This is a genomic window from Desulfitobacterium dehalogenans ATCC 51507 (assembly GCF_000243155.2).
Lineage (GTDB): Bacteria > Bacillota > Desulfitobacteriia > Desulfitobacteriales > Desulfitobacteriaceae > Desulfitobacterium > Desulfitobacterium dehalogenans.
In genome coordinates this window covers 3,148,520-3,164,340 of record NC_018017.1, presented here as the reverse complement: position 1 = coordinate 3,164,340, position 15,821 = coordinate 3,148,520, and the positions used below count along the sequence as shown (strand labels likewise).

Sequence of the window (15,821 nt, the reverse complement as noted above, 5' to 3'; positions counted from 1 at the left end):
ATTTATTCAAAGAGATAGATTGTTACATTACCTCTATCAAGAGTAAAAGTTTGATTGGCCGTTATTGAAACATTACAATTTGTTCCTGACATACTGAAAGAAAGATAAAAATCTACATGATTAGACGCGGCATGCATTTCTCCTTTACTTAAATTACTAACTGAGCCTAAGTACGTTCCTGATGGGCCACTTCCACCTCCCGTTCCATTTACGCTGCCACTCGAACTAAAATCCGCATAAACTAAAAATGGAGTGAAGTTGACATTGGGCACTGTAAAGTTTAGAACGGGATTTTTAACTGGATATGTATCGTAAATGAAATTCATTGATAATGACCGTTTTCCAGGAGGCATATTTCCCTCGACTCCAAAGATACTTGTACCACTTTTAATATTTGATGGTAACAGATTAGGCTCATTCCAATAAGTCCAGGTGTCAACGCCATCAAAATAGCCCCTTTGCGGCTTTAGAAAGAGCGTAGAGCCTCCACCTGTCCAGTATTCTTTCGCCTGGCTTCGGCCTACTCCTATGCCATTTGGATTAGATGTTGCCATGTTGGGCATGGTCCCGACTCGACCGGCTATAGTAACGCCCTGCAGGATCTTATCGACTGGGATAATAAGTGGGGCTGTAACGATTAAGGAATTTTGGTTTGTAGAGTAGTTTCCTTGGGGGCTATTTACCGAATACTGAAGTGTATAGGGCCCTCCAATAACGGTTGGAGTAATCAAAAAATTAAAGTAGCCATTGGCATTGGTAATCCCTGAATGGTTGGCTCCGAAGCCCCCAGAAACCGTAATTGCAGCCCCTAAAATAGGGTTCGCGTACGAATCGAAATGGGTAACGCATTGTCGTTATTTTTGGTCATTTAACACCCCATTCAAGGATGGGATTGAGCCAAAACTACTTCACCAAAACACCACAACTCTTCCGCAGCTGCCATCATTACCGTCACCATTTTCCTTTGTCGAATATGTACCAGATCCCATTCCTCCGGTTCCATAATTATTCATTCCACCAGCACCGCCTAACCCATTAGATGGCGAATAATATTCGCCTTGTGTCCCTGGTGTGCCGTTCCTACCATAAGAATTTCCGATACCACCAAGACCTCCGTATGGATAACTACCGCCAGGAGATCCCCCTTTACCACCCGTGCAGCTGTAGGAACCCACTGATGAGTTTCCCCCGTCTTGTCCTGCTGTGGCACCAGTCCATTTACTACCATCATAATAATTTATAGTGCCGCCTAATCCCCCTGATCCTACAACAATAGGTAAAATCTGGCCTGGCGTTACAGGTATTGAAAAAACACCATAACCACCACCACCGCCGCCTCCTCCTCCGACCTGACCGGGGGTATTACCACCACCGCCACCACCACCTGCTTGAATTAGCGCAAAAATCGAATTCACGCCTTCAGGGACGGTAAATGAATAGGTTCCTGGAGTAGTCCATTCTTTTGATCCATGTGTAGGTACGGTTCCCAAGTAGGTACCCGTTACACCAAATAAATTAACTCCTTGTTTTATATTTGACGGTAATAGATTGGGGGCATTGACGTATGTCCATGTATCGGCTCCATCAAAATAGCCCCTTTGTGGCTTTAGAAAAACCGTAGACCCACCGCCTGTCCAGTATTCCTTAGCAAGGCTTCGGCCTACTCCTATGCCATTGGGATTAGCTGTGGCCATATTTGGCATTGTGCCGATTTGACCTGCTATTGAAACGCCTTCGAGAATCTTATCTGTAGGTATAACAAGGGGAGCCGTAACAGTTAAGGTATTATGACTAACAGCGTAATTCCCGGAGGAACTGGTTACTGAATAATGGAGCGTATACGGCCCCCCAATAACACTAGGAGTAATCCCAAAATTGAAGTATCCATTGGTATTTGTGGTTCTCGATACGCTAACTCCAAACCCTCCAGAGACGGTCAAATTAGCCCCTGAAATAGGGTTCGCGTACGAATCGAAATAGGTAAAGAAAATGGGGAAGATTCCCCCATTTTCTTAATCTGAAATTTAATGAATAAAATTACTCCCAAGCTCGCCAACTACAAGTTTGAGGTGAAGATATCCCAGGACTAACTATGATGGAAAAGCCGTCTGATGTCGCAGAATAACCCGTTGATACTCCAGTATTAGAGTAACCTGTGTTATATGGACCATGATATATAGTATAGTTGGACATGCCCAATAGATATCCATAGTTATTAACTTGTACTAACACAAAAGATGGTCGGAAACTTAGGCCGGAAATATTTAATCGCTGATAGCCATTATCCAATTCTGACATTTTACTACCACTTGCATACTTCACCCCAGTGTTAGTTTTTGCTGTCCCCACAACCCCAAATATGCTCTTCCCACTTATTATGTTTGACGGGATCAAGTTCGGATCTCCCAGTATTGTTTGTGTTCCAGAAAGATATTGACCTGAAGCTATCGTTTGGTTAACTGTTGATGGGGTAATCGTTGCTGCACTCTTTGAAGGAATTGTGCCTGTAACTAGATATCCATTTGAAAATCCTTTATAACCGGATAGCATAGCTCCCGGCACTAAATTTCCTGTAGATGTATTAACGACATTTGTATCTCCATTAACTCCAAAGATGTTAACCCCTGCTCGAATATTGCTCGAAATTAAATCTGGATCTCCCTGTATCGTCTGTGTTCCAGAAAGATATTGACCTGCCGTTATTGTTTGATTAACGCTCGATGGAGTAATCGTCGCTGCACTCTTCGAAGGAATAGTGCCTGTAACTAGAGATCCATTTGAATACCCTTTATAGCCTGATAATATGCCTCCCGGCACTAGATTTCCCCCGGATGTGTTAACAACATTAGGGTTACCATTTACTCCAAAGATGCTTGTCCCTGCTCTAATATTACCGGAGTTTAAGTTCGAATCATTATAGTAAGTCCATGTGTCATCTCCATCATAGAACCCTTTCTGCGGTTTGAGAAAGACCGTGGAGCCTCCGCCGGTCCAATACTCCAATGCTTGGCTTCTCCCGGTTCCTACACCATTTGGATTACGAATTGCCATATTAGGCATGGTTCCGGTTTTACCCAAGATCGTTACACCTTCCAGGACATGTTGTACTGGAACAAGGGTAACAGTCAGTGTATTTTGGCTAACGGTGTAAGTCCCTGAGGAGCTGGTTACAGAATAATGGAGCGTGTATGGTCCGCCTACGATGGTTGGAGTTACCTCAAAATTGAAGTAACCGTTCTCATTTGTGGCCCCACTTACTGATGCTCCAAAGCCTCCAGAGACGGTAATCGTAGCACCCAAAATAGGGTTCGCGTACGAATCGGAATAAGATCTCTTTTCTCAATTCAGGTCCAAAACAGGATAATTTGTGGTTAAATATGCTTATTGCCTGAAAGGACACGATTTGAAGAAAGAGGGAAAAGCAGAATGGATCTAGACACATTTGAGAGATGGATGGATGAAAGGCAAGGTTATGACGTAAAAACGATACTTGCATACTTACGAACAATTAAGCAATTTATCAAATGGGTGGAAGAAGAAAGGGAAATTGATTTTACCGGACCCGAAACCATTACAGCAGGACTTATTCGCGATTATCGAACGTACTTGGCAATCATTTCAAAAAAAGAACCTGCCACGATAAATAAAGCTCTTCAGGTGATTAGAATTTACTCTAGGTGGGGGGTGGAAGAAGGCGCTATCAAAACCAATACAGCGTTACGGGTTCAGTACATTGAAGAACCTTTGTTGGCACCCAAAAGTTTACCTGAAGACTATGTGGATGTGCTTAGAGATGCGATGAAGTCTGAAAGCCTTAAAAAACGTGTGTTGATTGAAATTGGACTTGGTGCCGGATTACGTGTATCAGAAGTTACTAACTTAAGGATTTCAGATTTAAAGCTAAAAAAGAGAGGTGGTGAGATTCGTGTAAGAGTAGGAAAAGGGTTTAAATATAGAACTGTTCCGATGGCTCCTGATTTGGTGGAGCTCTTGCAGGAATACCTTCACGGTAGAACGGACAAAGATGGATATGTTTTTTTGGCTCAAAATACTGATCATAAAATGTCTACTCGTGCCGTGCAAAAGATGGTCGAAAACCTCAGAGACAAATTAGGATTTTATTTTACCTATCATACTTTGAGACATACATATTGTGCTGATTTATTAAACAGTGGCATGAAAATCACTGATGTGGCCATAGTTGCTGGTCACCTGAAGAAGAATGGTATGCCAAATATAGCCACAACAGCTCGATATGTAATGTCCAATCAATATGAACTAGCAAAGGCCGTACGAAAAATGGCGCGCTGGAGGCAAAAGCGCGCTGGACAAAATAAAGGAGATGAAGAAATATGATCACATAAAACTTCCAAGGTATACATAAGCAATAAACTGCTGTGTTTTTAAGAGGACAGGCGATTCTTTGATAAGAATTTGTTTGTCCTCTTAATTTATGAATTTAGAACAAAGAAAGGAAAGAAAGGTGACTCATTTATGAAACTTCCATTTTCACTCCCTCGAATCTCTTCTACACGCAAAGCTAGGTCAAGAGCTTTAACTCTATCTCTGTTAGTCGGTATAAGCACCTTTGCCCTGGCAACGTTCGGAGGACGTTTAGCCATGGGAGACGTCACAAGTATGGTTGTTGCGGCCAACGATCTTGAACCAGGAAAAGTAATCACCGCAGCAGATCTTAAAGATGATGGAAAAGTGTCCGGAATACTTCCAGCAGATGTTATCGTTTCAAAGGATGAGGTGGTAGGACAATCACTATCATATCCAGTTAAAGCTGGACAGCCAATTGTTAAAGGGCTTGTTGCAGAGACACCTATGCGAAACGGCCTCTATCCCGGCGAAGTTGGCGTATGGGTCCCGGTTTCCCTAACGACATCTGGTCTTGTTAAACCAGGCGATATCGTAAGTGTCTATTTGACCCCGGATAGAAATGGATCTAATTGGGGGCAGGTAATCCAATCTGAAATGGTTAACTCACTCAAAGGGGTTAGAGTTGTTTCGGTAATTAACAATGCGGGGCAGCCCATACAACCGAATCTCAATAACACAAGTGGCAGCGTTAATGCTAGTGTGCCTGTTGCGGTTCAACTGGCAATCCCTGAGGAAAGCGCGGGAGCATTTAGTCAGCTTGCTACCGGCAAAGTATCCCTTATGTTTGATCCGTTTGCAACACCGAAAACACATTTAGGCAGTATACAAAGCCCTCCAAACACAATGGTCCCTCCTGCTGTGGTCGAACCTCAGGCAAATCAGGTAATACAAACTCCACCAAATACGAATACTGAGCAAACTGATTTAGATCCTTCAACCATGAACCCGGAAAACATTCAATCCCCGCCACAAAGACAACCTAATCCGGATTCAAATACAATTCCTATTCAGCCACCTAGTACAGGACCAGGGACATCTGGAACATACAATCCACCAATTTATAATCCCGTAGGTAATAATTAAGGAGGTTAATAATCATGGAAAAAAAGTTTAATTTAACTCGGCAAGGTAAACTCGTTATTCTCGGAGTGCTTGTAGTCTTCGTTATAGCTTTAGCTGCTATGACGCTCGTTCAAGGCAAAGGAAAAGAAGGTTCACAGCAGGAGTTCAACTTAAAAGATGTACCGGCGCAAGGTGTTATTGCTGATGCAAATTATCGTCTAGTACCTGTTTTGGATGCCGCAGCAGATAAAGCAGCAAGAGTTTATATCGACACGGAAGCGATACCAGCTCTTTTCTTTGCGACTTGGGATGAGTCCTCAGCTCAAGTAATTATAGAAATACAAAATGTGATAAATCAGATGGGAAGCACTCCTCATAAACCTTTGGTATTGGTTAGTACATTTGCTAAAACTACAGACCAAAATGAGGCAAAAGAAATGGCTAAAGGATTCCAGCAGGAAAATAATATATCCCTGCCTATGACCGTTCAAGTCGGACCTCCAACAGAATTTGTTCAGCAAAGCCCGTCTTTTGTTTTTACAGACAATGAGGGTACTCACATAATAACTGAACAAAACAAGATTATTGAAAGCCTAAGTAATGCTTTAAGTTTGCCTGTTATTGAGCCCGAAATAAAAACTCCTTCAGGGGATGATCCGATTTCACAGGAAGGGGATATGACAAGCCCTAAATAATTGTATTGAGTAGTTAATGAAAGGAAGAAGGAGGGAGTTAATGCGTGAACTATGATAAAATTGTCACCGACTTTACTCAAACATGGTACGAAGAATTGTTTCGACGGCTCAGATGTGTAGGTTACGATATCAGGATTATTAATGATAACTATACTTACGCAAATATTTATTGGGAAGATGCCCTGGTTTGTCAGATTGATAATAATAACGATCTGAAGGGTGATTGGAGTAGTAAAGCTGTCAAGATAATTGCTGAAGAGACAGCGGAGTATGTACTTATGTATAAAATGTCGCCACCTATAAAAAGCAGTAATTCCGGTAAGCAATTGAGGGGGTACAGAAAACTCTTGGCTTATAATGATCAAGTTTTAGCGGCGAGATTAACCCCTGGGGAGGGGTATCAATTTGCTACAGGATATCGTTCATTAACGCTTAACTATTACGTCTTGGATAAAAGATTTAGTGACTATTCAAAGGCTTGTGAGGATTTTGCATTGAGGGCTAGGCTAATCGATCATGAAAAGCTATTCAATGAATCAGAACTAAAAGTGATTCGCTCAGGCTTAACCCGACTTATTACAATTTCTCCTCCTCAAGTAACGTTTGAAGAGTTAAAAGATATTGGAAATGTCCTCAATAAAATAAGTTTCATTCTTGTACCTCGGGTGCAGACGAGAGAACTTGAAGAATTGGAATTATAGTGAAGGAGGTGCTTTCTTGAGCATTAAGCGAAGATTGTTGGTAGCAGGAATAGCCACCGTTTTGCAGACTGGAATCAGTGTCTATTTATCGACGTTACTGCATTTGCTTTTGAAAACGAAGTCTTTGCGGTTCATGGATTCTGGTTTCCCATCGTTTATGAGTTGCATAGAAAGCATAGCATCGGTGAAATCTCATCTGATGCTTTTTTTATGCTTCGAAGGGTTTATTTTGCTTTTTGCGGTATTCCTAATTGTCAGTACCAATAAACCGTACCAGAGCCGTATGATGCAGGTAACACCAGCAATAGAAACGCCTGTGGCTGCAGGACAAAAACAACATGGTTCTGCCCGGTGGATGACGGAAAAGGAAAAAACGGAAACGTTTGGAGTAGCATCCATACCGCTGAAAGACCCCATTATTAGTGAGCTTATTAAGAGAGGAAAGGAGGATAAAATCATTTGAGCACAGCTTTAGCACTTAATATTTCCGAAGGTGGAATTGTCCTCAGTGTACAGAGGAAGGGAAACACACTGTCTATCACTTATGTTAAAGAAGATATCCACACTCTCTGTATTGGTGCTACGAGATCAGGCAAATCACGCACAGTTATCTTGATATCTATTGGGTTTATAGGGCTATCCGGTGAAAGTATGATCTTAAGTGATCCCAAAGGTGAACTCTATAGCTATACAGCTCCGTATTTACGAAGTCTGGGGTATGAAGTTTATGCGGTAGACTTTAAGAATCCTCTTAAGAGTCATCATTATAGTTTTTTGAAGAGGATTTGTGATGGGGTAGATAATGATGATCTTGCTGCAGCGATTGATGCAACATGGGATATGACAGCCAATCTTGTTGGTGAAGCGAAAGGAGAGCGCATCTGGAATGATGGGGAAGCCTCAACGATTGCTAGCGCAATTATGGCGGTAGTCTATGACAACCGCGATCCGGAACGGCATAAATACCGAAACATGACGAATGTCTATTATTTTATCGCTGAAATGTGTAAAACAATCAACAGCAAGATGCCAATCGTTGAGTATGTTAAGAGATTGCCGGATAATCATCCTTCAAAAGGGTTGTTAGCAATTTCTGAAGTAGCTCCTACAAGAACTCGTGGAAGTTTCTATACGGCTGCTTTGGCGACACTTAAACTTTTTACTAACCCTATGATTTATTCTTTGACCTCTGGACAGGATTTTGATCCGGCCGAAATAGGGCGTAAAAAAACCGCAGTATTTATCATCCTTCCGGATGAAAAGAAAACCTATTATTCCTTGGCTAGTTTGATGGCTTCACAAATCTATGAGGAATTGGTAAGGACTGCGGATGCAAGAGGAGGGAGGCTGGAAAGGCGGGTCAACTTTATTCTTGAAGAATTCGGGAACTTCGTCAAAATGCCGGCTTTAGATAGTTCACTTACAGCCGGTGGGGGACGTGGAATCCGGTATTCTTTGTTTGTACAATCTTTTGCTCAGCTTGACGAGAAATATGGCAAAGAAGTCGCAAAAATTCTACGGGACAACTGCGAAAAATGGATCTATCTTCAGGCAGATAATCCTGAAACCCTTAAAGAAATATCAGAAAAACTTGGACCGTACACGGTATCTTCGTACTCAATCAGTTCTTCTAGTGGGCGTTACTCATCTCCCTCTACATCGGAAAGTATGAGTTTGATGAGCCGACCTCTATTGACTCCGGACGAAGTTAGGCGGATAAATCGTCCGTACAGTTTGGTTACATCCCGTGGCTATCCGGCCATTATGTTTGCTCCGGACATATCACAGACTATTTTCAATAAAATGTTTGGCATGGGGGACAAAGAGCATAACAGGTTATTAAGAGAAAGGCGTGAAAATCTAAGGCCACAGCGTATTACGAAAATGAATGACATTGAACTTTGGGGCATTTGGAAGCAATACCAATATTTATGTGCTCCTTCTGTTGCACAAGAAATGAAAGAATTTCTCAATGAGAAATGATTTTGAGAGGTGGATATGTAAGATGATAAAAGAATATAGAAAGTCGTTATTGTTAGCAGCCATTCTAATGGCTGTTTTTTTGTTGGTTCCGGATATGGTTTTTGCTGAGACAATCCAGGAGAGCAAAATTTTTACCGGCACGATTAAGATGTTAAACGATGGTACGACAGCGCTCATGATCGCTGCCCCGATAATTGGTGCACTGGTAATAGCATACTTTTTGATTCGGCGTAGCGCTGCAGACGAAATGGACCAGAAGCAGTGGAATAAACGTGTTTTTGTGGCGCTGGTATCTGTTGTCGGCGTGGAGCTTGTAAGTGTTATCATTAACGTCGTTACATCTTATTATGTTTAAACCGTTTGGATTCTTGAGATTCAATTTCTTAGGCTTATAAGGAATTCTCCTTATAAGCCTAAGGGAGGGAGGGAATGCTTTGGTTGATCTTTTAATGGTTTTGATTGAGGCTTTATTAACAGGCCTTTTAAATTATATGGATTTATTACTAATGAATCTAGTACCAATCGCTTTCTATGCAGAAAATGCTTTAAATGAAATCCTAGGTTTCAATTTGCTGTCGGAAATCTATGAAATTCTATTCATGTTTGGGATATCTCTCATCATTCTGAAGTTTGTGCAAAAGGGATTTAACACGTATATTTTATGGATTGATGGTGACGCAGATACTGATCCGATTGTATTTCTTACCTATTTTCTTAAAGCGTTAGTGGTAGCGATTTCTTTTCCAACATTGTATCACTGGATGGCTACGATTGTACAAGGTCTGACAGATAAGCTTTTAGCCGCCTTAACTCGGGGTCTTCTTGTCGATTTCAAACTGGTAGTGGAATCCATTATGTCGGCAGGGCTTCTGACAGCTATTTTTGGTCTGTTTTACTTAGGCAGCCTCCTTTATTTTTATATCAAGTTCTTGAAAATAGGGTTAGAAATATTAACGCTGAGACTAGGTGTTCCTATAGCCTGTGTGGGATTAGTCGATTCCGACCAAGGCGTGTTCAAAACATACATGCAGAAATTCTTTCAAGCTATGATTACGGTGATGCTCCAGATAGTTTTTCTTAAGCTCAGTTTGGCTCTATTCATGAAAGGGCATCTCATATGGGCTATAGTAGCTATCCAGATGGCTCTAGGTACACCAAGATTTTTACAAGAGTTCATTATTCCCGCGGGGCCGGGGGGAAATGTGATGGGCAAGGCTTTTTATGCTACACAGTTAGTACGAATTTTCAAGAGATAAGGAGGGGGCACTAAATTTGGAGATTGATGACCTGGCAGTGGCTGTTATAATCCTTATCCGAGCCGGAGTGGCTTTGAGGATTGTCTTTTGTCTTATTCGTATGATCGGCAATGCAGAAGAGGCTTCTATGTACAAAAAAAGAGCTTTCAATGCGGTCCTTTTTTATATCATGGCAGAGTCAGTTTGGCAATTTCGAGATATTGTCTTTTTCTACTTTAAATAGGAGGTGCTCACATGGAAAAGGAAAATAGTGGTAATACACTCTATATCCCTGTTGGGATTAAAAGTAAGCCTGAATTCTTTGATGGTTTTGGGAAAGATGAGCTGAGACAGGCTGGCCTTATCTGCCTGGTAGGGGGAGTGATGGATATCATATTTTTGCTGGTAACGTGGAATGTTTCGGTAAGTATCGTATCCATGATGGTGATTGGTGCAGGGAGCGTGATGATGACGATCAAAGATAGGACAAATCTATCGGCAATTGATCAGGTGAAGAATATGCTGCATTTCGCAAAATCACAAAAAGAATATCCCTATGTGGCGCTGAATGAGTGGAAATTCAAATGATGAAGAGGGTGATAATTAGATGAATCCTATTATTTCAATATCTGTCTTGTTTATAACCGTGCTCTTAGCAGCAGGGGTTTTCTTTTTTATAAACAAACAGAAGAAACAAGCTAAGGCTGAAACTCAAGACCAAGTCACTGCTCAAAAATTCACGAATGTCAAAGATATTCTTGTGAAATATCTTTATGCACGGGATGGATACATTTTTATGGCGCTTAAGATGGAGCATTTTAGTATTGATCTTTTTAGCAAAAGAGAAAAGGCGTTATTGACCCGGCAGCTCACGGCTGATCTTTCCGGAGATCAACAAACATTTAAATTTATCGCCGCATCGCGGCCGGTCGATATCAGTCCATTGATCAATGAGTACACGGAGCGTTTAATATCAACGACGAATCAAAAGCAAAAAGAAATATTACGCAAGGAGATTTCAGTGCTATCTAACTATGCTTTATCCGGAGAAGTGATTGAGCGTCAGTTTTATTTGATGATATGGGAGCGATTTGAAGAAGGATCGGAACGAAGTATTTTTCGTCGTATGCAAGATATTGCAGGATGTTTTGAAAACTCTAAAGTCCCCGTAGAAATCTTAAAAGAGAAGGAAATTGTGCGATTATGCAACCTGATTAATAATCCGGCTTATGCTCACCTTGAGGATATGAGCTATGATACTACTTTTCCGATACTCCGGGATCAGGGAGAAAATCTTTCTTCTTGATGTTTTTATTGTTTTTATATAGGGAGGAGAAGAGACTGCTATGGCAAAAAAAAGGACAGAAGAAATGCCGGTCAATAGTGCCTTACTCAATGTTATCACTCCGATAGGGCTCAGATTTACTCGAAATAACTTGACGATAGGTGAGAATAAAGGCAAGATTTACGGGATTATTCAGTATCCACAAGATCCGGACTATGGTTGGTTATCTAAAATAACGAATATACCAAGCACTATTGTATCAATTACATTCACGCCAACAGACAATGGTGCCTTCGTGGACACGCTGTCAAATACAATTAAACTTAATCGTGGTACAGCGGATACAACGAACGATCCTCTAACAAAGCAGAGAGCGACAAGAACTGCAGATAATGCTGAAAAGACCATGGCTCAGATTGATCAGAATGAAGAATCTGTTGGGTTAATGAGTGTTGTGGTTATGCCTATTGCTCGAGACGACGCTATGTTTACTAAGGTTTGTCGGAAGGTAGAAAGTACAATCAAAGGGCTTAAATGCAAGGTGCGAACATTAGCTGATCTACAAAAAGAAGGCTTCAAGATGATTTCTCCTTTCTATACGACAGATAGTAAGGTGGAAAACATCACTCAGCGTCCGGTGCCCCTTTCAAGTTTTGTGGGTGGGTTTCCTTTTGCTTCGTCTGGTTATAACGATGGGAGAGGCTATTACTTCGCCAAAGATGCGGCGGGAGGGCTTATTATCATTGATCCCTGGTTGCGCGGAGGGGACAGGACGAATTCTAATGTGGTGATCATGGGGGTCCCTGGAGTGGGGAAATCTACGATCATCAAGCATCTTGCTCTTTGTGAGTACATGCGAGGGACAAAAATTATCTTTGTAGATCCTGAGAGAGAATATAAAGATCTTTGTTTAAGGCTGAATGGAGATTGGATCGATGCTGGTGGTGGAGCAGGGGGGAGAATTAATCCACTGCAAATACGGCCGGTAGCAAGAGACGAAAACGACGAAGTGGAGAAGCTATATAAAGATGAAGGTCATGGTATGGGAGACATGGCTTTGTATATGCAAAATTTGGAGATCTTTTTCGGTCTTTATAGTCCCTCTTTGACCGATATCCAGAAAGCTATCCTGAAGGATTGTCTAATTGAGTTATACAATGCGTTCAATATCTTTTGGGACACGGATATAGATCTTCTAAGCAATACGGATTTTCCAGTTATGAAAGATCTGTATGAACTTATTGATAAAAAAGGGAAAGCGATAAAGAAGGACTTGGAACAAAATCCTTATGCCAAATTGGCTCTGCTCTTAAAAGATATTGCAATGGGCAGCGATTCCTTCCTCTGGAATGGACACACCACGATTCAATCCGACAATCAATGTGTTTGCCTCGATACTTATAACTTACAAAACTCCAGTGAGCGTATCAAGCGGACCCAATATTTTAACATCCTCAATTGGGCGTGGGAAAAAATGAGCGAAGATAGAACGCAGCCGGTTATGGTAATTTACGATGAAGGGTATTTAATCGTTGACCCGAATGTTCCCCAATCATTGGTGGTCGTGCGAAATCAAGAGAAGAGGGCCCGAAAGTACGAGGCGGCGGTTGTAGTTGCTTCGCATAGTGTTGTAGATTTTCTCGATCCAAAAGTGAAAATGTATGGTCAAGCGATTCTCGATACGCCGTGCTTCAAGATTCTTATGGGGACGGATGGGCCGAACTTGAAAGATACGAAGGATTTATACGGCCTTACTGATGCCGAAGAGGAGCTGCTGGCCAGCAAGCAGCGCGGCCAGGCGCTTCTGATGATAGGGTCAAAAAGGATGAAGGCAAATTTTAACGAGGAAATTCCTGAATATAAATTTGATTACATGGGTACAGCTGGTGGAAGGTAAGTGAGGTGAGCGTCCATGGCCGGCCCCGTCGCGACAAAAGCTCTTCTTCACTTGGCCACAATGGCGACCAGCGAAGAGGGGAGAAGGAAGCTTATCCTTCTTTTTTCAATACCTATAGCCCTGGTTCTTCTACTTTTAATGATGTTTGCTTATATTTTAGCAAGCCCGCTATCGTTTTTAGCGGGCTTCTTTTCTAATCCCAAAGAGATGGCTGCTCTGCAAAGTTTTCGGGCTGAACATGGCGATAAGATTCGTCTGCAGACGGGCATGATCATTTTGAATGGCAAATACCCAATGCCCTCAAATGGTGTGATTACTTCGCCTTATGGTTCGCGCATTCATCCTGTTACGGGGAAATTTGGTTTTCATTCTGGGATTGATATTGCTCCGGAATGGCATAGCGAGATTACAAGTATTGCGGATGGACAAGTGGTCAAGGTTGGTATAGATAAGATTTACGGGAATTATCTGCTCATCAAACACGATTACCCGGATGAAACGTTTTACTCTTTCTATGCTCACTTATCGAAGGTTATTGCTCTGCCTGATCAAGAGATATTTACAGGTGATGTTATCGCGCTTGAGGGGGGAGATCCGGAGAATGATCCTAACCCTGGTTCTAGTACGGGTCACCACTTGCATTTTGAGATTAGAACCAATAAGTTTGCGTGGAGTCATACTGACCCTATCCCATACCTTTATCCACCGCCACCACCAGCCGCAGAGGAAGGAGGGGAATCATGAGCCGCAATGTTAGTCGTAAGACGATTATTGAATTATTTATATATTCTTTTATCCTGGTCATCTCAATTATTTTACTTATTCAGGATAAGCACGAACCGATGTCTGTTAATATCAAGCCGGATTTTACATTACAAGAGGAAAAGCAAAGTGATGCTATTGTTCCTAACGAGTAGGCCATCGGCTTTTTTTATTGGAAGCTTGATCTATATTATCTTAACGATTACTGTATGGTTACACTGCGTGGATTTAGCAGCTCTTATGTCCTTTGTAATGATTGTTTGGCTTAGGGTTGAGAAAGATCATGTATAAATAGAAAAATTCCCGGCTTTTTGACCGGGAAGAATTTAAGTGGATAAATTGATTTTACATCTCATTATACCATAATAATCCATCAAAATAAATAGCGCAGAGAGAACTCAAGCTTGTTTTGGCTTGAGTTCTTTTTTGAAAGGTTGGTTCAATGCTTTCTGATATCTTTTGCGACGTGTTGCCTGAAACCAGCCCATATAAAACGAATCAAATGAAGAAAGATAATGGTCTGGTTTTTGGCTCAAATATAAAATCTGATGCTCGTATTCTCTGGACCTTACCTGATCTTGGTAAAGATTATACTTATATTACTGCTTCAACTTTTTTTGCCCGTCGCCGGCAACGTCGTTATGTTCGGCATGTTTTAGCTTTTGTCTGTGATTTTGATACGCCTCAAGGGACTACTCCAGATGACATCCTGGATTGTTATCGTGCGGCTCGTCTTCCTATTCCGGAGCTGATAGTTGCAACGGCTACTCCTGGACATTATCAGGCGTGGAATATTCTTGATCAGCCGTTACGCATCCGTCATGATATTCTTTTGGCTAAGGTGTCTAAAATTCATGAAATGATGGTTGTGGCATTGGGGGCCGATCCGTGTGCTGTTGGTGTGGAGCGTTGGGTTCGTCGGCCGACAGTGGAAAATAGTGTGTACTGTGATTGGTATAGTAGAACATCCTGGGATGAGTTATGTGATTGGTATGATGTCCAGAAGCCAATCAAGACGGTAAAAGTTAAAGCGCAGAAGGTTGTTTATATCGGTTCACTTCTGGCCACTCCGGCCGGGAGGCGCATCCAGGAGCCGGTCGCGGAAAATGGGGAAAGGAATCGCTGGGCTTATGGCCTTGGCCTTTGTTTGTGGGATGCTGGGATTCCTGTTCCGGAGATACATACTAAGCTGCATGAATGGAATAAAGGTCTTAAAGAACCGTTGGCCATGGCCGAGATTGAGAAGATTTATCGGTCGGTAATTACTGGACGGCATCACGCCTCCCCTCGTGTCCTTTCGTCCATAACCGGCCTTTCTGCACAGATAAAGGGCTGGTATAAGTGGGCTAAACCCAGGGACAGAAGAAGGGATCATATATCGGAAGTTAAGGAAGATATTATCCAGGATCTTTGGATAAATAAGATAGTACGGGAAACTCAAAAAGCCTGGGCTGAACGGCTTGGTGTGGCTTATAGAACGCTTAAGGAGGCGTTGGCACAACTTCGCAATGAGGGTGTTATCGAGGCTTATACTTCAAGGGGGAAGTACGCCCAGAGTTTCTACAATCTCTCTGAGGGATATTTAAATTCGATGTCTTCTGCAGAACTTCCGGCCGCTGCCGGCGCGGAAACTCTATTTTCGAACGGGATTTTAAAAGGGCATACTGCCATATCACCCCTTAAGGGTACTTTGTCTTCTTCTGGTGGGGATATGCCTAGGTGTGGTACTAGATTAAGGATGCAGAGGGGGAATATTCTTCCGGAAGGAGGGTGTAGGGGTGGTTGACCTTTAAGGGAATGGTGAGGTTCCACTGT

The 15,821-nt window shown here is 42.0% G+C and carries 18 protein-coding genes; 15 read left to right on the top strand and 3 right to left on the bottom strand.

The genetic code is table 11. The features are described 5' to 3' along the window. Positions 1–2: 2 nt before the first annotated feature. The 3 genes from DESDE_RS15330 to DESDE_RS20820 form a co-directional block, all read right to left on the bottom strand. Positions 3–554 (bottom strand): hypothetical protein, encoded by a 552-nt coding sequence (locus DESDE_RS15330; protein WP_148269926.1) that lies wholly within the window; start codon positions 552–554, stop codon positions 3–5. Between the two features lie 354 nt (positions 555–908). Then, entirely contained in the window at positions 909–1,940 is a 1,032-nt protein-coding gene (locus DESDE_RS20825; protein ID WP_014794934.1) for a glycine-rich domain-containing protein, read from the bottom strand. A 97-nt stretch (positions 1,941–2,037) separates the two neighbouring features. Continuing rightward, a complete protein-coding gene (locus tag DESDE_RS20820) occupies positions 2,038–3,300 on the bottom strand; it encodes a hypothetical protein (RefSeq protein WP_014794933.1) in 1,263 nt (420 codons plus the stop codon). A 126-nt stretch (positions 3,301–3,426) separates the two neighbouring features. Between DESDE_RS20820 and DESDE_RS15315 the strand changes: the two genes are divergently transcribed. The 15 genes from DESDE_RS15315 to DESDE_RS15255 all read left to right on the top strand — a co-directional run bounded on the left by DESDE_RS15315 (position 3,427) and on the right by DESDE_RS15255 (position 15,792). Continuing rightward, positions 3,427–4,356 carry a tyrosine-type recombinase/integrase gene (locus DESDE_RS15315; RefSeq protein WP_014794932.1) on the top strand — a complete coding sequence of 310 codons (930 nt, stop codon included), beginning with the start codon at positions 3,427–3,429 and terminating at the stop codon, positions 4,354–4,356. Positions 4,357–4,620: 264 nt separating this feature from the next. Then, entirely contained in the window at positions 4,621–5,469 is an 849-nt protein-coding gene (gene cpaB, locus DESDE_RS15310) for a Flp pilus assembly protein CpaB (protein ID WP_041917282.1), read from the top strand. A 14-nt stretch (positions 5,470–5,483) separates the two neighbouring features. Next, positions 5,484–6,143 (top strand): hypothetical protein, encoded by a 660-nt coding sequence (locus tag DESDE_RS15305; protein ID WP_014794930.1) that lies wholly within the window; start codon positions 5,484–5,486, stop codon positions 6,141–6,143. Positions 6,144–6,187: 44 nt separating this feature from the next. After that, entirely contained in the window at positions 6,188–6,844 is a 657-nt protein-coding gene (locus tag DESDE_RS15300; RefSeq protein WP_014794929.1) for a hypothetical protein, read from the top strand. Positions 6,845–6,860: 16 nt separating this feature from the next. Continuing rightward, on the top strand, positions 6,861–7,307 hold the full coding sequence (locus DESDE_RS22595; RefSeq protein WP_050981844.1) for a hypothetical protein: 447 nt from the start codon (positions 6,861–6,863) through the stop codon (positions 7,305–7,307). After that, entirely contained in the window at positions 7,304–8,827 is a 1,524-nt protein-coding gene (locus tag DESDE_RS15295) for a VirD4-like conjugal transfer protein, CD1115 family (protein ID WP_050981842.1), read from the top strand. Before DESDE_RS22595 ends, DESDE_RS15295 begins: the two co-directional genes overlap by 4 nt. A gap of 22 nt (positions 8,828–8,849) precedes the next feature. Beyond that, positions 8,850–9,182 (top strand): Mbov_0395 family pilin-like conjugal transfer protein, encoded by a 333-nt coding sequence (locus DESDE_RS15290; protein WP_014794928.1) that lies wholly within the window; start codon positions 8,850–8,852, stop codon positions 9,180–9,182. A gap of 79 nt (positions 9,183–9,261) precedes the next feature. After that, positions 9,262–10,083, top strand: a complete 822-nt coding sequence (locus tag DESDE_RS15285) for a conjugal transfer protein TrbL family protein (RefSeq protein WP_014794927.1) — start codon at positions 9,262–9,264, stop codon at positions 10,081–10,083. Between the two features lie 16 nt (positions 10,084–10,099). Then, positions 10,100–10,306, top strand: coding sequence for a hypothetical protein (locus DESDE_RS15280; protein ID WP_014794926.1), 207 nt, complete (start codon positions 10,100–10,102; stop codon positions 10,304–10,306). A gap of 11 nt (positions 10,307–10,317) precedes the next feature. After that, positions 10,318–10,650 carry a hypothetical protein gene (locus tag DESDE_RS15275; protein ID WP_014794925.1) on the top strand — a complete coding sequence of 111 codons (333 nt, stop codon included), beginning with the start codon at positions 10,318–10,320 and terminating at the stop codon, positions 10,648–10,650. Between the two features lie 19 nt (positions 10,651–10,669). Next, the gene (locus DESDE_RS15270) at positions 10,670–11,368 is read left to right on the top strand and encodes a hypothetical protein (RefSeq protein ID WP_014794924.1); all 699 of its coding nucleotides are present in this window, start codon (positions 10,670–10,672) and stop codon (positions 11,366–11,368) included. A gap of 40 nt (positions 11,369–11,408) precedes the next feature. Beyond that, positions 11,409–13,244: a VirB4 family type IV secretion system protein gene (locus DESDE_RS15265; RefSeq protein WP_014794923.1), complete on the top strand. Its 1,836-nt coding sequence runs from the start codon at positions 11,409–11,411 to the stop codon at positions 13,242–13,244. Between the two features lie 15 nt (positions 13,245–13,259). Then, a complete protein-coding gene (locus DESDE_RS15260; protein ID WP_014794922.1) occupies positions 13,260–13,988 on the top strand; it encodes a M23 family metallopeptidase in 729 nt (242 codons plus the stop codon). Beyond that, a complete protein-coding gene (locus tag DESDE_RS22115) occupies positions 13,985–14,161 on the top strand; it encodes a hypothetical protein (protein WP_014794921.1) in 177 nt (58 codons plus the stop codon). Before DESDE_RS15260 ends, DESDE_RS22115 begins: the two co-directional genes overlap by 4 nt. A gap of 347 nt (positions 14,162–14,508) precedes the next feature. Continuing rightward, a complete protein-coding gene (locus DESDE_RS15255; protein ID WP_242831262.1) occupies positions 14,509–15,792 on the top strand; it encodes a primase C-terminal domain-containing protein in 1,284 nt (427 codons plus the stop codon). Positions 15,793–15,821 lie beyond the last annotated feature (29 nt).